At 65.4% G+C, this 17,378-nt stretch carries 13 protein-coding genes; 4 read left to right on the forward strand and 9 right to left on the reverse strand.

What is annotated here, in order from left to right:
- Nucleotides 1-19: 19 nt before the first annotated feature.
- Together QCE69_RS11360 and QCE69_RS11365 are read right to left on the reverse strand one after the other, a co-directional pair.
- A complete protein-coding gene (locus QCE69_RS11360) occupies nucleotides 20-1,096 on the reverse strand; it encodes a glycosyltransferase family 4 protein (protein ID WP_309930760.1) in 1,077 nt (358 codons plus the stop codon).
- Complete coding sequence (locus tag QCE69_RS11365; RefSeq protein ID WP_309918046.1) at nucleotides 1,097-2,344, reverse strand: oligosaccharide flippase family protein; 1,248 nt, start codon at nucleotides 2,342-2,344, stop codon at nucleotides 1,097-1,099.
- Between the two features lie 457 nt (nucleotides 2,345-2,801).
- Between QCE69_RS11365 and QCE69_RS11370 the strand changes: the two genes are divergently transcribed.
- Nucleotides 2,802-3,974, forward strand: coding sequence for a glycosyltransferase (locus QCE69_RS11370; RefSeq protein ID WP_309930763.1), 1,173 nt, complete (start codon nucleotides 2,802-2,804; stop codon nucleotides 3,972-3,974).
- A gap of 1,225 nt (nucleotides 3,975-5,199) precedes the next feature.
- Here QCE69_RS11370 and QCE69_RS11375 read toward each other — a convergent pair.
- The gene (locus QCE69_RS11375; protein WP_309930765.1) at nucleotides 5,200-6,336 is read right to left on the reverse strand and encodes an acyltransferase; all 1,137 of its coding nucleotides are present in this window, start codon (nucleotides 6,334-6,336) and stop codon (nucleotides 5,200-5,202) included.
- Nucleotides 6,337-6,717: 381 nt separating this feature from the next.
- On the opposite strand from QCE69_RS11375, the gene QCE69_RS11380 reads away from it, so the two are divergent.
- The gene (locus tag QCE69_RS11380) at nucleotides 6,718-8,199 is read left to right on the forward strand and encodes a hypothetical protein (protein WP_309918054.1); all 1,482 of its coding nucleotides are present in this window, start codon (nucleotides 6,718-6,720) and stop codon (nucleotides 8,197-8,199) included.
- A gap of 36 nt (nucleotides 8,200-8,235) precedes the next feature.
- Nucleotides 8,236-9,444 (forward strand): glycosyltransferase, encoded by a 1,209-nt coding sequence (locus QCE69_RS11385; protein ID WP_309918056.1) that lies wholly within the window; start codon nucleotides 8,236-8,238, stop codon nucleotides 9,442-9,444.
- On the opposite strand, the gene QCE69_RS11390 is transcribed toward QCE69_RS11385, so the two are convergent.
- From QCE69_RS11390 to QCE69_RS11400, 3 genes are all read right to left on the reverse strand, one after another.
- Complete coding sequence (locus QCE69_RS11390; RefSeq protein WP_404987314.1) at nucleotides 9,414-9,842, reverse strand: hypothetical protein; 429 nt, start codon at nucleotides 9,840-9,842, stop codon at nucleotides 9,414-9,416. The genes QCE69_RS11385 and QCE69_RS11390 overlap by 31 nt on opposite strands.
- Before the next feature lie 115 nt (nucleotides 9,843-9,957).
- On the reverse strand, nucleotides 9,958-11,703 hold the full coding sequence (locus QCE69_RS11395) for a GMC family oxidoreductase (RefSeq protein ID WP_309930767.1): 1,746 nt from the start codon (nucleotides 11,701-11,703) through the stop codon (nucleotides 9,958-9,960).
- 387 nt (nucleotides 11,704-12,090) lie between these two features.
- Nucleotides 12,091-12,720, reverse strand: a complete 630-nt coding sequence (locus tag QCE69_RS11400) for a DapH/DapD/GlmU-related protein (RefSeq protein WP_309918064.1) — start codon at nucleotides 12,718-12,720, stop codon at nucleotides 12,091-12,093.
- 466 nt (nucleotides 12,721-13,186) lie between these two features.
- Between QCE69_RS11400 and QCE69_RS11405 the strand changes: the two genes are divergently transcribed.
- Complete coding sequence (locus QCE69_RS11405; protein ID WP_309918066.1) at nucleotides 13,187-13,660, forward strand: hypothetical protein; 474 nt, start codon at nucleotides 13,187-13,189, stop codon at nucleotides 13,658-13,660.
- A 54-nt stretch (nucleotides 13,661-13,714) separates the two neighbouring features.
- On the opposite strand, the gene QCE69_RS11410 is transcribed toward QCE69_RS11405, so the two are convergent.
- The 3 genes from QCE69_RS11410 to QCE69_RS11420 all read right to left on the reverse strand — a co-directional run bounded on the left by QCE69_RS11410 (nucleotide 13,715) and on the right by QCE69_RS11420 (nucleotide 17,378).
- Complete coding sequence (locus QCE69_RS11410) at nucleotides 13,715-15,064, reverse strand: glycosyltransferase WbuB (protein ID WP_309930769.1); 1,350 nt, start codon at nucleotides 15,062-15,064, stop codon at nucleotides 13,715-13,717.
- A 161-nt stretch (nucleotides 15,065-15,225) separates the two neighbouring features.
- Nucleotides 15,226-16,368: a glycosyltransferase family 4 protein gene (locus QCE69_RS11415; RefSeq protein WP_309930771.1), complete on the reverse strand. Its 1,143-nt coding sequence runs from the start codon at nucleotides 16,366-16,368 to the stop codon at nucleotides 15,226-15,228.
- 53 nt (nucleotides 16,369-16,421) lie between these two features.
- Complete coding sequence (locus QCE69_RS11420) at nucleotides 16,422-17,378, reverse strand: GDP-L-fucose synthase (RefSeq protein ID WP_309918074.1); 957 nt, start codon at nucleotides 17,376-17,378, stop codon at nucleotides 16,422-16,424.

Consider the following 17,378-nt stretch of genomic DNA (forward strand, 5'->3'; position numbering starts at 1 on the left):
GCCGAAAGGCAACAAGGAATCAGACCGCAGCCGCGCGCAGCGGCCGCGTGACCTCGCGTGCGACGGCAAGATAGCGCGCTGCCGTATCGGCGAGCGTGAGCCCCGGCAGCGGCCGATGCGAACGCGGTTCGGCCAGTGCGCGCACGAGGGCATCGGCGTAGGCCTGGGTATCGTCGGGATCGCACAGATGCACGCCGGGCAGATCGGCGGCGAAACCGAACGGCCGGATGGTGCTGGCCACCACCGGCAGTCCCGAGGCGAGCGCCTCGAGAAACGCGATGCTGTGCCCTTCCGAGCGCGACGGCATCGCAAACACGCTGGAAGAAAACAGCAGGTCGGCGACATCCGTGCGCGGCCCTTGCAGGCTGACGCGGTCCGCCAGCCCGAGCTTGTCGATCAGATCGCCCACTGCCGCGTGATAGGCCGGATCCTCAATCACGCCGCACAGCAGCAGCCGCGCGGCGGGCACCCGTTCGACGACCTGGCGGAACGCATGCACCGTCGAGAGCTGGTTCTTGACCGACGTATAGCGCCCGATCTGCACGATTTGCGCCGTCTCCGGCGCCTGGGTGCGCGTGCGCATGCCGAAGCGCGACATGTCGACGCCATTCGGGATCAGCGTCATCGACGGATGGCGGCCCACCGCGCCGACGTAATCGTCGATGTTGTTCGGCGACACCGCGATCACCGCACGCGCCCGGTGCGACAGCACGCGTTCGACGCTGCGGAACATCGAGCGCTCGAAGTCGTTGGCGGCCGAATGCATCACATACACGACCGGCACCGCGAGCGGCAGCGCGCGCGCATAGAACGCGGGAATGGTCGCGTGGGCGAACAGCACGTCGGCGCGATAGTTGCGGATGGTGCGGTACAGGTTCCACAGCTTGCCGAAGCGGCCGTGCCTGCGCTCCGGAAACAGACATTGCACCCCGCCGGCAACGAGTTCCGCCCTGAGCGCCATGAAATCCTCGTGCGCTGGCATCAGCGAAGCGACCGCGACGGTTTCGCCCCCCTTCTGCTGATGAATCGCGAGATCTTTCGCCAGGACTTCGGCACCCGACAGGCGCGGCGTCAGCACGAGGTGGACTATGCGCATTCACGCCTCCCGCATGATTCGGAACAGCATCCAGCTCGCGGCCGCGCCGAGCCCCAGCGTCATGGCCCAGGCAATGCCCGTCACGCCCCACAGATGCGTCGCGACCGGCACGGTCACGCACAGCACGATGGCCTGCAGAATCGACGCATGCGTCGCGACCTTCGGCAGTCCGGCTGCACGCAGCCACGACACCAGCACGGCGATGATCGCGCCGATCGCCATGTTGATGGCGAAGATCCTGAAGAGCGGCACGGCGGACAGCCACGCCGGGCCGAGCACGAAGTTGAAGAGCGGCTCGGCGGCCCAGCGCAGCACGATGACGAACAGCGCCAGCCCGAGCGCCGCGAGCAGCAGATAGCGGCGGAACAGCTTGCGCGCGGCCTGCACGTCGCGCCGGTGATGTTCGGAGAAGGTGGGAAACAGGTATTGCGACATCGCGATGGCGGCATCGGCGAGCAGCATCTGCGCGAGTTTCGAGGACATCTGGTACGCGCCCAGCTGGACCGGGCCGAGCAGCTTGGCGACGACCACCTTGTCGAACTGGTTGAGCAGCAGGTTGACCACGCTGCCCGCCCAGATCCAGCGGCTGAAATTCACGTAATGGCCGATTCCCGCGAAGGAGAAGCGCAGCGGCGGGCGCGGCGACATGCTGGTCCAGGTGAGCGCGGTCTTGAGCAGTTCGCCGGCGACCAGCCCGATCAGCACGGAATACGCGCCCGCGCCGGACAGCGCGCATACGAGGCCGATGGCGCAGTCGGTGAACGCGGCCGAGGTTTCGACGCCCGCCAGCTTCTGGAAGCCGCGCTGGCGGGTGACGACGAAATACGCCGGAGAGGCGATGCCGCGCAGCAGCGGCAGCACGGCGGCGAGCAGGATCAGTCCGACGGAACCGCTCAGATGAAACTGACTGCTCATGAACGGTGCGAGGGCGGCGAGCAGCAGGCCGATCGCCAGGCCGCGCATGGCGAGGGTGGTCCAGACGGCGCCGAGTTCGCTGTGGGTGGGCGCATCGCGTCCTTGCACGACGGCCTGGGCGAGACCCGTATCGGAGAGCGATTCGGCGATGGCGACGGCGAGCAGCGCGATGCTGACGGCGCCGATGGCTTCCGGCCCGAGGATCCGGCCGATGGCGAGAAACTTGATGGCCACGAACCCGCGCACGACGACTTGCTGGAGCAGCACCCAGAACGCCGCATCGTGCTCGAAACGCGCGCGTGCCGGAAGAAAAGGAAGCCGGACCGATCTCACTCGAATTCCCCGCGCAGCTGAGATTTCAATTCGTGGCGCCGCGATATGTCGGTATCGCGTGCGGACCACCTTGCGAGCCGTTGCATTGCCTTGTCCGGACGGCGATGCGAGCGCGGCCACGCTTCTTTTCAGGCGACTGTGGCAAAAGTATCGTGCGCCGTGCCGCGACGGACGCCAACGCGTAGTCGAAATCGGCCCGAAATGGGTAGCAATGCGGATTGCGGGCGCGTCGCGGTTGCGAAGGGTGTTTTGGACGCCGCTCGGGGCATGCGGACGGCACGCAGAGGGCACGCAGAGGGCACGCAGAGGGCACGCGGATAAACGCTCACATATGGCGTCCGATGACGTGCGGCCGGTGCTAGTGTTGATTCGTCGGCGCAATCGACGGAGGTCGGCGGCGTTGTCCTGTCCGCTTCACGCGTGACCCACGTGCACAGAGACCGCAAGGGCCCCTGCGATGACCGAAAGCGTCTTCATCATCGAACCCGACTTCAGCGGCCACCGCTGGCGTTATGCCGAATGGGCAGCGAACGCGTACATGGAAGCGGGATTCCGATGTGCGATCGTGACGGACCCGTGCAACGAAGACCATCCGCTGGCGCGCAGGATTCGCGAGGCGGCGCCGTCCGGTCTCGACATCGTGTTCGTCGCGCCACCTGCGCGAAGCGGCGCGCTGGCCTCGAAGCTGGGTTATGTCCGGATGCACCGGCAGTTCCGGCACATGTACGACGAAGCGAGCCGTGAGCGGCGGGCGGCGCTGGTCGTCGTGCCTTATGTCGATTACTTCCTGCTTGCGCTGCCGTTCCTGGGATCGCCGTTTGGCGCGACGCCGTGGGTGGGCATCACGATGCGCTCGAACTTTCATCATCACCGTGTGGGCGTGCGTGCGCCGCGCCGGCCTTTGGTCAATGCGGTCAAGGGGACGCTGTTCGCACGCGCGATCCGGGCGGGCGGCATGAGGACCTTGCTGACGATCGACCCGACCTTGCCGGACTGGTGGAAGCGCCGGTCGCATGCGGCAGGCGCGAGCATCGGCTATCTGGCTGATCCCTTTCCGGATGCGCGCGCCGCCGATCCGGCTGCCGCCCGTGCGCGGCTGGGGCTGTCGGACGGCACGCATGTGCTGGTGTACGGGGCGATCAACGATCGCAAGGGCGTGTTCGAGTTGATCGAGGCGTTGGGGCGGCGGGCGAGTGGATCGCATGGGCCGACGCTGGTGATTGCGGGGTCGCAGGATGTGGAGACGCGCGCCCGGCTGAGTGCGGCGCTGGCGGCGCTGACACCGGCGCCGGTGGTGTTCGACCGCTTCATTTCGAGCGAGGAGGAACTTGATCTGTTTTCGGCTTGCGATGTGGTGTGGCTGGGGTACAAGGGGCATTACGGGATGAGCGGCGTGCTGGTGCAGGCATATCGCTTCGGGAAGCCGGTCGTGGCGACGGCGGATGGACTGATTGGATGGTTCTGCCGGACCGGGGAGCTTGGACCCGTGGTCGAGGATCTGGCGGTTGCGTCGATCAACCGGGCACTCGATGATGTCCTCGCGACGAGGGGCCGGCCGCAGGTGGCCGGGCATCTGTTGGAGCGCAACACACTTGCGCAGTTTAAGGAGACTTTGAGGCAGGCGGTTTGAAGGTTTTCTGCTTGCGCTTGTTGTCGTTCGTTGTTCGCTTGCGCTTCGATGAACTTCCCGTTTTCGCGTCGGTCTATTCGCGCTGCCCCTCCCCGGGGCGGGATTCTGCGCGCTGGTCCTTCGTGTGTGTCTTTTGTGTTCGCCTGCGCTTCGATGGACTTCCCGCATTCGCGTCGGTGTATCAGCACTGCCCCTCCCCGGGGCGGGGGTAACTTTCTTTGCCGCTGCAAAGAAAGTCACCAAAGAAAGCAGCTTTCTTACCGCCCAGCGTCATCCTATGGGCGCAGCACAGAATCATGTTTCTGGCCCGGCACTAGCGAGTGCCCTTGTAGACCTAACCGGGCGTGGATCGCGGACCCACTGTGACATCGCACCACTGAACAAACTGGTACAGCCATTGAAAGCGCCGGCCCAGCGCTACGCGCTGCCGAAGGGTGTACACGGGAAACCAACGAGCGATTTGCGCGGTGAGATGGATTTGCCGGATAACAAGTTACGCGCGGACCTTTTTGACCGGACAGCAGCGCGCAGGAATCGAGACATGTAACACGTGTGTCAGGACATGGGTAACCTTCGGACCAATGACTCGTCCCGAGTCGATCATGAGTGGATTAGCAGCCTCGCGCATCTGAGCGGAGAGCGACACAAACTTGCTGTGTTACCTATGTCCTGACACACCTGTTACCCATGTCCTGAATCTACGCACGCCGATCGATACACCGGGTTCACGCGTGCACGCTCATCGGGCCATCTATCTCACCGCGCAAACCACTAGTTGGTGTCCCTTGCATACCCTTCGGCAGCGCGTAGCGCTGGGCCGGAACTTTCAGGTGCTGCACCAGTTCGTTGAACGGCAGTTTGTCCCAGTGGGTCCGCGATCCACGCCCGGTTAGGCCTATGAGGGCACTCTCTACTGCCGGGCCAGAAACATGGTTCTGTGTCGTGCCGCTAGATGACGCTGGGCGAGAAAAAAAGCTGCTTTCTTTGGTGACTTTCTTTGCAGCAGCAAAGAAAGTTACCCCCGCCCCGGGGAGGGGCAGTGCCAATAGACCGACGCGAAAGCGGGAAGTCCATGGAAGCGCTGGCGAACACAAAAGACTCACGTAAAGGACGAGAGCGCAGAATCCCGCCCCGGGGAGCGGCAATGCTAATAAACCGACGCGAATACAGGAAGCCCATAGAAGCGCAGGCGAACAACAACCAAGCGCACCGCAATGAAAACCGATCAAGCCTGCCTTCCCCCCACAAGATCAACCTCAACCTTCCTGCGAGCGGGAAACCACGCATCCCTGATGCGAAGAAAGGGAAACTCGACGGCCCGCGTCGTCACATACCCGACCACGATGGCGATAGCAAACTGCGCCCCCATGATGGCGAACCAGGCCGGAACAGCTGGCAGATGCAACGCCGCGGCCTTGCGAATCAGCATATCCCCGGGTGCGAGTGCAAGCGAGTGCCACAGATAGATGCCATACGAATAAACGCCGATCCACCCGATCACCCGATACACCTTCGACATCCGCCAGGAACCAGAATATTCGAGCGTCAGCACAATCAACGCACAGAACCCGACAGCCTGAACCGTGTACCCGATACTCTGATCCAGCGCGACATCGCGCGTCCCGAGCACGAGCCAGAGCACGACCCCCACGACCATTGCGATCAACATCCGCTTGCGCCGCGCAATCGCCTGATACACCGCCGGCTTCATCCAGTAAAGCGCCGCGAGCATCACCCCGAACAACAGGCTGTCGATACGGTACTGCGTATAAAAAAACGTCCCTTGCAGATCCCCGCGATACACCGCGACACTGCGCGCAACGAGCACAACGAGACACAAGGTCCCGAGCACGCCAAGCAACGCATCCACCCGCGTACGCCAGCGCGCCAGCACGATCAACAACACCGGCAGGAACAGATAAAAATGCTCCTCGACCGCAAGACTCCAGGTCTGCGCAATCGACGACCCGAAGTAGTTCTGCATATGCGTGAGGTTCTGCACGAGAAAGGTATTCGCCGGATGCCGCCCGACAATCACATGGAACAGGATCAGCACGTAATACGCCGGCCAGATCTTGAAGATCCGCCGCACAATGAAGCGCCCCGCGTCGATGCGCCCCTGCTGCGCATACTGCTTGAGCAACAGCCCGCCCACCAGAAACCCCGACAACGTGAAGAACAGATTGACGCCCTCGTGACCGAAGTTCTTCAGCGGATACTCGATCGCCGCAATGAACGCGCTGCCCGTCGGATACGAATGAAAGTGATACCCCATCACAGCGATGATCGCGAGCCCTCGGATGAAATCCAGTTCGATCGACCGGCTGGGTCCCTGCATGCGTGTCGCGCCGAACAAGCCCATGCTCTACCCCGTCTGCGAAGGTCGTTTATCGTCATCGAATCGCGCGCGTGCAACCGCGCCGCCGCAAACCGGCTCCGGCTTATCAATCTTCGTTCCGCCAATCCGGGACGATCCGCCAGAATCACGCCGTTTGCAGACATCGGCCCGCACCGCCAGGGCACGCGACGCCAGCGTGGTGCGGCGCACATGCGCATCCGTCCTTTCGCGCCGAACGCTAGTCGCTGGACGCCGCCCCCGGCGGCACGCCGCATGGCCCGCTGTATAGTCGGTTCACCTTTCCGGCACGCCGGAAACGACGCATTCGCCGGGCGCATCGGCCCGGCACGGCATCGACACCGCGTTGAAGACTCGAAAGAGTGCTGCGATTCTCGAGAGAACGCCATGCGCAACAAGTTCGCCGTCGTCTGGGTCTGGCTGTTCCTGCTTCCGCTCGCGTTCGATTTCAAGGGCGCCGAAACGGCCAGCAAAGCCATCCAGATCCTGCTCACCGTGCCCTCGATTCTCGCGGGCTGCTTCCTGCTGCTCATCGCGCCGCGTTTCGCACAGCGCTCGCGCCTGCGCACGCTGGTTACATCGCTGTTCCTCATCACGATACTCGGCAGCATCGCCACCCAGGCCATGCAGGGCAACGACTCCGGCAACTACATGCGCGTGATCCTGCCGTTCGGGCAAATGCTGCTCGGCTATTTCGTCGCCTGCCGGCCATGGGACCCGAAGCGCCTCGGTCAGCTCGAACACGCCATGTACTGGTCGATGATCGCCTCCCTCGTCTTCAGCTTCGGCTTCGGCATGGCCACCGGCGGCAATCTCGAAAGCGTGCGCTTTCGCATCGTCTCGGTCACCTTCCTCTGTCTGCAGGGGCTGCTGCTGCACGAGTTCGTCGTGGTCAAGCGCTATACCCGCTTCACCGTGCTGCTGTTCCTCGCGACCATCGTCATCGAGTTGCTCAGCGTGACGCGCAGTCTCGTCGTCGGCACCGTGCTGCTGTTCGCCTTCGCCACCTGGCTCGCCGCGCCCTCGTTCAAGAAGCTGGTGCGCGCCGGCCTGCGCGCCGTCGCCTTGATGGCCCTGCTCGGCGCGCTCGCCGTCGCGGCCAGCACGTTCTTCCCCGGCGTCGGCGAACACTGGGTCCAGCGCATGTCGTTCAAGAAGGACACCGAGTCCGGCCGCGATCCGACCACCATCACGCGGCTCGCCGAAATGAAGGACCAGCTCGATCAGACCACCGCCTCGACGCTCGGCACGCTCGTCGGCATGGGCTACGGTCACGACTATCGCTATTCGCCCACTTACCTGCCCGACCTCGCCGGCCAGTTCACCAAGAAGGATTTCTACGCGATCAAGGAATGGTCCGCAGGCCACAATTTCTGGGTCTACCAGTTCTTCGCGGGCGGCCTGCTGTTCGGGCTCGCGCTGCCCATCGCGCTGCTCTGGGCACTCTGGAAAGGCTCGATGGCCTATCGCTCGTGGCGTCATCGCGCGCCCGAAACGCTCTATCTGCCCGTGCTCGGCCGCGCGCTGCTGGTCGTCGCGGCGCTGCCCGCCACGTCGATCGGCGGCAATCCGCTCGGCAACCGCTTCTCGGGCGTCGTGTTCGGCGTGGCGCTCGGGCTGCTGGTCGCGTCCTATGCGCGCATCGCTCACGCCATGCGCATGCGCGCCGCCGAAACCGCCTCGCAGCAGGCACGCGCACGCCGGCGACAGGACGGCATGCCCGGCGCCATGCCGCCCGACCTGCGCCCGCACGACGAACCGTTGCCGGAAATCCTGCCGGCGCACAGCGCCGCCGCGCCAGGCCTGCCGCACGGCGCCGGACGCCACGAGCCGCCGCCCGGCGCCGGTTCGTTCGCGCCCAACGCCTGAAGTCGCTGCGCTCGCTCACGGACCCGCCCGCCCGTCATGAAGATCCTGCACCTGCTCTCCACTGTCGATCCGCGCGCCGGCGGTCCCACCGAAGGCGTGCTGCAAAGCGGCCTCAGCCTGCGCGCGTTGGGCCACGAGGTCGAAGCGGCATCGCTGGATGCGCCCGATGCGCCCCATGTCGCGGGATTCGGCTTGCCACTGCACGCGCTCGGACCATCGCGCGGCTTCTACGGCCTGTGTCCGGCGCTGGTGCCCTGGCTGAAGGAACACGCGCCGCGCTTCGACGCGGTGATCGTCAACGGGCTGTGGCAGTACCACAGTTTCGGCGCATGGAAGGCCTTGCACGGCGGCGGCGTGCCGTACTACGTGTTTCCGCACGGCATGCTCGACCCTTGGTTCAAGCGGACCTATCCGCTCAAGCATCTGAAGAAATGCCTTTACTGGCCCTGGGCCGAGTATCGCGTGCTGCGCGATGCGCGCCGGGTATTGTTCACGACCGAGGAGGAGCGGCTGCTCGCGCGCGAATCCTTCCGGCTGTATCGCGCGAACGAGGAAGTGGTGGCATTCGGTACGCGGCCGCCGCCCGCGGATTCGGCGGCCTTGCGCGAGGCCTTCCTCGCGAAGTTTCCGCAACTGGCGGGCCGGCGCATCATCCTGTTCCTCGGCCGCATCCACGAAAAGAAAGCGTGCGACGTGCTGCTGAAGGCTTTCGCGCGCGTGCGCGACATCGATGCGAACGCCCACCTCGTCATGGCAGGCCCCGACGACAACGCCTACGCCGCGCAGATGCGCGCACTGGCTGGCGAACTGGGTATCGCAGAGCGAATGACCTGGACCGGCATGCTGGCCGGCGATCTGAAATGGGGCGCCTTCCGCACGAGCGACCTCTTCGCGCTGACCTCGCATCAGGAAAACTTCGGCATTGCGGTGGCGGAGGCGCTTGGTTCGGGCCTGCCGGTGCTGATCTCCGACAAGGTCAACATCTGGCGCGAGGTACAGGCCGATGGCGCGGGCATCGTGACGGCGGATACCGTCGAAGGCGCGAGCTCGGGGCTGTCAGCCTGGCTGGCAATGGACCCCGCCGCGCGCGACGCGATGCGCAAGCAGGCGCTCGACACCTTCACGACACGCTTTCATGTGGAAGCGATGTCGCAGGATCTGCTGCGGGTCTTGCGCGAGAACGCCGACCTGCAAGGCGGCGCCTTCTCGCGCGATCAGTTCGCCGGCAAGCGCGCCTTGAGATAAGGCACGAAACCGTTCTGCACCGAGAGGATTTTCTTCGCGCAGTCGTCGAAGTCGGAGCCGCGTGCGCGCTCGTCTTCATACATGCCCTTGCATTGCGCAAACAGCGACACCGTCGCGCCGCCGCCGGCCGCGGCCACGCGCGTCGCCGAGAACACCGGCTTGCCCGAGCCGGACGGCACGTCGGTCTCGATCGCGTCGGCATCGGCGCGGGTCAGCCGCTCCTTCGAATTCTGCTCGACGTAGGTCTTGGTCAGCGCCCACACGGCGTCGCATTGCGCGGCATCGCGGCACGCGACGGTGGCGTTGCGCTGGGCGTCGTCGAGCGATTGCTGGGAGAGCATGAACAGGCGCTCCTTGCTTTGCTCCTTCTCGACGGACGAGCAGGCGGCGAGAGACATCGAAACGAGTGCGAGTGCAAGTAAGGCGGGCTTTTTCACGAGCGGGACACCAAAAAACCAGGTCGGACGGCGATTATAGCGATGCCCGCCCACCCCACGCCGTTTCCCGCCCGCGCTACTTCTTCGCCATCTGCAAGGGCAACGCGACCCCGGGCATATGCAGCGCCGACGCCGCCATGGGCAGCGTCTCGCCCGGCGCGTCGCTCCTGGCCGGCATGCCGGACGGCGTGACATGCGCGCTGACGGTGTCGTCGCCCTTGATGACGCGCCCGAGATGACCCGCGAGCCGCAGGGTCAGCGCCGCGATCGTGATGGTCGGGAAATTCGCCCCGACCGTCGGAAAGACCGAGCTGCCCGCCACATACAGATTGCTCATGCCGTGGATCTTCAGGTTGCGATCCACCACGCCCTGCTTCTCCGAATCATGCATGCGCGTCGTGCCCATGTGATGCCACGTGCCTTCCAGCTGCGCGGGCCAGGGCTTGCCTTCGAGCGGCTCGTCGAGCGTCACGTCGGCCACGCCGCCGCGCTTCAGGTCCGCCGCGATATGCGCCACCGTGCGGTCGAAGGTGCGCTTCACGAGCTCGGTCACGCGCCAGTCCACCTTCACGCGGTTCATGCCAAGGAAGTCCTTCTGGGCCGACAGCGTCACGCGGCTGTCGCGATTGGGCTCGGCTTCGACGATCGTCTGGATCTTCACCTCGGTGATCAGCGGACGCGGCTGCAACAGGCGCGCGAGACCGAAGCACGCGGTATCGACGGGATGGGTCGCCATCGCGAGCAGGTCCGCGGCCGTGCTGTAGCCGGGTTCGTCTTTCTTCAGCAGCCGCTGCTTCATGCGGATCAGCGCCTCCGATCCCTTCGTGTTCTCGCCGCGGAACACCGAATAGAACCAGGCGCGCGCATTCAGCAGCTGCTCCTTTTCGAGCACCTGCTGCGTGAGCGCGAACTGCGACGAGATGAAGGTGCCGTGCGCCGATACCGCGCGGTTCTGATAGTGATATTTGATGTCGTAGAGCTTGTTGCGCGCCCACTGCTTCGTGAAGTGCACGTTCGCCGACATGATGCGCGGATGATCCATGAAATAGCGGCCCACCAGGTCATGGGCGTTGCCGAGGCCCGCCGCCTGCACCCGGTTCGAGGCCAGCAACAGGCGCGCATTCTCGATGCCGCCCGTCGCCAGCACGAAGACCTTCGCGCGCACCGCGAAGCGCCGGCCCGTCAGCGTGCCGACATCGATTTTCGTGACCGAACGCGCGTCGGCGTCGGTGTCGATATTGAGCGCGTTCGCGAACAGCATCACGCGCACGTGCTTCGCGTCCAGCAGATGCTGCCGATACACCTTGCCGAAGCGCACCGGCGGGCTGAACTGCGAGATCGTGTCGCGCACGGCGCCGCTCGGGAAAGGATGGCGCCTGACGTCGTCGCGATGAATCGCCGCTTCCCAGTACGCCGGCTCGAAGTTGCCCTCGCCCAGTTGCAGCAACTGATGCGTGCGGACGTAGTACGGCCGCAGTTCGTCGATACCGAACGGCCAGCCGCTGTCGGTCACCCAGTCGCGCTTCTCGAAGTCCCATGGGTCGAGCGGACGGCACCAGCCGCCCCAGCAATTGCTGCTGCCGCCGAGATAGCGGCTGCGGCAGCCGTCGGCGAATTCATACGGCACGCCGACGTTCTCGCCGCGATACAGGTCGCGGGTGTCGTCGTCCGGCTTGTAGCCGCCGCTTTCCAGCATGCAGGCGTCGATGCCCTGCTTTTCGAGTTCCAGCGCCAGCGTGATGCCCGCCACCCCCGCGCCGATGATGCACACCGTGGTCTCTATGACTGCGCCTTCTTCCACACTCCGGCTGTCGATGAACATGCCCCGTGCTCCCTCGTTCCGTGCTGTAGAGCGGTGTCACGCAATGCTCGATTGGTCACCGCGCTTCTCTGATCCAAGATCCCTGACGCCGTATCGCGCGCGCCGTGCGCACCGTGCACGCGGGCGATACGAACGATCCCGACGGTGTTCCTTTCGCGTGTTCGCAGCGCGCGCCTGTCGCGCAGCCGCGTTCCCCCGGAATACCGCTTCGGCTTCACGGCCTCCTTCGCAAGTCGGTCCACAAATCCCGGTGCTCGGGGCGGCTCCTTCGTGGAGCTCTTGGGCCGTCGCGCCGGCGCGTTGCCTGTCTCGCCGTCTGCAACGTCAGGTGCAACGTTGCAACGGCACACGCCACGAGCAGGGACGCCCTGCGCGTGGCGCATCGGTTCAAACGGGAAAACGCTTTCTGATGAAGCGCACGGGATTGCCGCCGTACACGCCGTCCGCTTCGAGCGAGCGATGCACGACCGAGAGCGGCGTGACGACCGCCGACCGTCCGATGGTGACGCCCATCTGCACCACGCATTTGGATGTGATCCAGACGCCGTCCTCGATCACGATCGGTGCGACTTGCAGGTCCATGTTGCCGGCCACGTCATGCGAGCCCGTCGTCAGGAAGACGCCCTGCGAGATGCAGACATGATTGCCGATGCGAATCCCGGCCTGGTTGTAGATCCAGGCATCGACGCCGAACCAGCAGTGAGCGCCGACCTCGAGGTTCCACGGCGCCTTGACGCGAATGGGATGCGGCATGCGGCAGCCGCGGCCGATGCGTGCGCCGAACGCGCGCAGCAGCGCCACGCGCACGAACGACACGGGAATGAGTTTGTTGTTGATGAAACAGGCTTCGACGAAGAACCATACGAGCTCGGTCAGGAAGCCACGCCTGGCGACGAAGTTGCCGGGACCGGCCCGTGACAGGTCGATCACGCGGCCCGACGCCTTGGCGCCACGCGTCGCGCGTGCGCCGGCCTCCTCGGCGTGGCCGGCGCAACGCTCCCCGATCGCTTCGTCCATATGCCCCCCGCCCGTGTGCTGCTGCTCGCTGCTTCTGGCCCAAGGGCGCCTTGCGGCGCGCCACGCATATCGTTTGAATCGTTCGTCGTTCGCAGCTTCGTCTGCCGTCGAAGACCTGCGCGCGATGACGTGCACGAAGTCTTCCGGTGTCTGCTTGTCTTGCCCGCATGATCCGCGCTGAAGAGCGTTCTGTCGTTCACCCATTCGCGGGGAACGGACGCCTTCGCAGCGGCGGCATGCGGCGTGTGGTGCATGGATTATCAGCGAAGGGCGCGCGGCGTCACCCGCGCCTTCATGCGAATGGCCGCTTCAGCAAGGCTTTTGGCGTTAGCGGGCGGTGCCGCGCAATATGCTGTTTTCATGCGCCGGACAAGCGTTTCCGCAGGCGGTCCGGCGCTCCCCGAAACGATGCGCGATGCCTCGTTGCGAAGCATGGCGAAACGTTGCAACAGGCCCGGAGAATCCGATGAAACATCAACCGCGCACGGCGCTGCGCTCGCTGTTCATGACCGCTCTCGCGGCCGCTGCATGCATGGCGACGCCCCTCGCGCACGCGGGCAACTTCTCGGATGCGGCGATCAGCAAGGGCGAAGCCGGCGGCGCCGCGCCGGCGGAAATGGACCTGCTCGGCAGCCCGGGCGCGTATGCGGACCCGTATGGCGCGCCGACCAACGGGCGCGGCGGACAGCGCGGCCCGATCACCAACGGGCAGACCGCGCAAGGCGTCTCTCCGACGGACAAGCTGCTCGCGCAACAGAACGGTTATGCCGGCAATGCGGGCGCGGGTGCGCGCCTGCGTGCGACCGGACGCAAGCCCGACACGAAGGCCACGATGATGCCGCAAGGCGCGGCGGCGGCGCTCTATCCGACGCCCAACGGCCTCAGGCCGCCCGCCGCCAATGCGGCGCGGGCGCGGGACATCTACAAGTCGCCTTATTGATTTGAAGGTCCACGTCACGGGCGCGGTTCATGACGAACCACGCCGAGGCAGACGCTATTCGATCTTCTCGACCTGCGGCAGGATCGGCGCGCGTTCCGTCATGCGCGCGAGCGTGACTTCAGGGCTGTCGACGGGCCGGGTCTGGGACACTGCCTCGCGCACTTCTGCCGCATTCGGCAGACGCGAGCCCGACAACTCGAACAGACGCTCTTCGAGCCGCGCGAACACCGCCGCCGGTGCGAGCCGTTCCTGCGCGAACAGACGGCCTTCCTCGCCGTGACGCGCGCGCTGTTCCGGATCGGCGACGAGCCGTTCGATCGCGCCGATCAGCGCCTGCGCATTCTCCGGCTCGATCACCTCGCCGCGCCCGCTGACGGCTTCGAACAATTCGGTGCCCGGATGCGCCATCGCGATCACGGCGCGCGCGCTCGCGAACATGCCGGTGAGCTTCGACGGCATCACGAGATCGGCGACGTCGCCGCGTTGCGGCAGCACGTGGATGTCGGCGAGATTGAGCAGTTCGTTGAGACGCTCGAGCGGCTGGAGACTGAGAAAGCGCGTATTCGGCAAGCCGGCGCAGCGCTTCTGCAATTGCAGCCGCGTCGCGCCGTTGCCGCAGAACACGAAGACGATTTCCGTGCGGCCGGCCAGCGCGGCGGCCGCCTCCGCCAGCACTTCGAGACCCTGCTTAGCGCCCATGTTGCCGGAATAGAGCACGACCGGCGTATGCTCGCCGATGCCGAGTTCCCGACGGAAGGCGCTCGGACGATCGAGCGGAAAGATCGCGGCGGTGTCCACCCAGTTCGGCAGATGGAACACGCGTGACAGCGCGACGCCCTTGTTCACCGCGCGATCGACCATCTTGTCGGAGATCGACGACACCACGTCGAAGCGCTTCATCAGCCAGCGTTCGAACGCGAGCGCCAGGCGCCCGGCGCGCGGGTTCCTGAGCATGCCGAGGTCGAAGGCGGCATCGACCTCGAAGTCCTGGATATGCAGCCACGCGCGCGCGCCCGTCGTGCGCGACAGCATCAGCGCGCCGGGCGCGTTGAGCAGGCTCGGCGCGATCGTCATCACGACATGGGGCCGCCACAGCGCATGACAGGCCAGCGCGGGCAGCGACGAACACGCGAACGAAGCCAGATGCAGCATGCGCTTCGCGCCGCTGGGCTTGGCCGGCACCCACAGCGGCGCGCGCCACAGCCGCACGCCCTCGCGCGTTTCGAAGCGATGCAGCCAGCTCCGGTAGCCCTGCCCCACCTTCCACTCCGGGTAATACGGCGGCGCGCAGACGACGCGTACCCGGTGGCCCGCGCAGGCCAGCGCCTCCGCCATTTCCGCCGTGTACTTGCCGGTACCCGTCAACTCGGGCGCATAGTTCAGCCCGTAGATAAGTATTCTCATGTGGTCCCTCGCCCGACATGCGCGCCTGGATGCGCGGGCGTGTCCTCGCCGCCCGGCAAAGCGCAGGCCGCCGGGTACGCAGGACCGCGTGCCCGACGGCGTTGGTGACAGCCTGTGGTCCCTCCTTAAGCGTCCTTCGGGTTCCTCCGCTCCAGTCTTGCTCAGTTCGTCAGCAGCAGCGCGCAGCCGCGCGCGATGTTGGCCGCCGCGGACGGCGGATCGAAGCGCTGGATCACGTCGATGCAGCGCACGGCGACACCCGCCGTATCCGCGAACGCCTCCAGCGACTTCAGCATCACGCGATGCAGCGCCGGCACATCGCCGGCGGGAAAGGCATAGCCGGACACGCCGTCGACGACGAGTTCGGGCACACAGCCGCAACTCTCGCTGACGAGGACCGGACAACCATGGGCCAGCGCCTCGTTCGTCACGAGACCCCACGGCTCGCGCACGCTCGGCAGCACCATGCAGGTGGCGCCGAAATACTCGCGCGAGAGCGGCTCGTCCTGCAGACTGCCCAGGAACTGCACGGAGTCTTGCAGACCGGCATCGGCGACTTGCTGTTTCAACTGATTGCCGAGCGGTCCCGTGCCGACGATGCGCAACTCCGCATCCTGCACACGCTCCTTCAACATCCTGAACGCTTCGACGAGCGTGTTTATTCCTTTCTCCGCCGAGAGCCGTCCGACGAAGAGAAACACCGGCCGGCCGCCTTGCCGGTGCGCGCGCCGGTCGGACACGACGGTGCCCGGCGAGAACGCGCGCGGCATGGCGGCCGCCTGACACGGACTGAAGATCGCGTCCTGCTTCGCGCCGAGCGACATCAGATACTCGCGGCTGCGCATGCCGAACGCGAAGTAGCCGTCGCACAGCGTGAAGAACACGCGCTTCGGAATCGAGGTGAGCATGCGGCGCGGGTTGTCGCGCGCGGTCGAATCGCAGAACACCGCGCGACGCTTGCCCGTCACGATGCAGGCTCCCAGCATCGCCCAGTATTCGGGACGATGGTAGCCCGGCAAAACCACGAGATCCGCCTTGGTCCGGAGCACTTCCCACGTGAGGCGCATCGTCATGCGCCATCTCGGCACGTCTTCATAACAGCCGTTGAAGAGCTTCTTCATCGGGTAGCGGTGAAACGAATAGTCCACTTCCGAGAAGCCGATGCGGTCGTGTTCCGTGTCCGCGATCTGCACCATCGAATAGCGGATCGCGCCGGATCCGGAGATGTGGTGCAGCGCCGACAGCACCTCGCCCTTGTGCCGCGACCACACGACGTTGTGAAAGATGGTCACTGATGCAGACATTGTTGTTCTACCCTGTGTCGTTTTTGTCGTAAGCGATGCCGTCGCGCAACCGCTCACGCGGCAACCGGCGTCTGCTGCATCGATGCATAGCGCACCAGAAACTCCTCATACGTCGCGCGGATTCCCTCCTCCAGTCCGATCGACGCCTGCCATCCCATGCCGCCCAGCTTCGAGACATCGAGCAGCTTGCGCGGCGTGCCGTCGGGCCTGGTCGGATCGAACACCAGTTCGCCGTGAAAGCCCACCACGCGGCAGATCGTCTCCGCCAGCTCGCGGATGGTGAGATCCGTGCCCACGCCCACGTTGAACATGCCTTCGCCCACGTCCTGTTCCATCAGGAAGACGGCGGCGGCGGCGAGGTCGTCGACATGCAGGAACTCGCGGCGCGGCGTGCCCGAACCCCACACGGGCAGCGTCGTGTCGCCACGCAGGCGGGCTTCATGCGCCTTGCGCAGCAGCGCGGGCAGCACGTGACTGCTCTTCAGGTCGTAGTTGTCGTTCGGCCCGAAGAGGTTGGTCGGCATCAGCGAGACGAACTTCGTGCCGTACTGGCGGTTGTAGGCCTCGCACATCTTGAGACCGGCAATCTTCGCGATCGCGTAGGCCTCGTTGGTCGGCTCCAGCGCGGACTGCAGCAGGTATTCCTCGCGGATAGGCTGCGGACAGTCCTTCGGATAGATGCACGACGACCCGAAGAAGATCAGCTTCGACACGTTCCAGCGGCACGCCGCATGAATCACGTTGGTTTCGATCGCCAGGTTCTCGTAGATGAACGAGGCGGGCAGCGTCGAATTCGCGAGAATGCCGCCCACGCGCGCCGCCGCGAGCAGCACCACGTCGATCTTCTCTTCCTCGAAGAACAGGTTCACGCCGCCCTGGTCGGTCAGGTCGAGATGCGCCTTCGTGCGGGTGACGATGTTCCGGTAGCCGGCGTCCGTGAGGCGGCGCACGAGCGCCGAGCCGACCATGCCGCGATGTCCTGCCACGAAGATTCGTGCGTGCTTGTCCAT

Origin of the sequence: Caballeronia sp. LZ032 (genome assembly GCF_031451315.1) — a bacterium.
Taxonomy (GTDB): Bacteria; Pseudomonadota; Gammaproteobacteria; order Burkholderiales; family Burkholderiaceae; genus Caballeronia.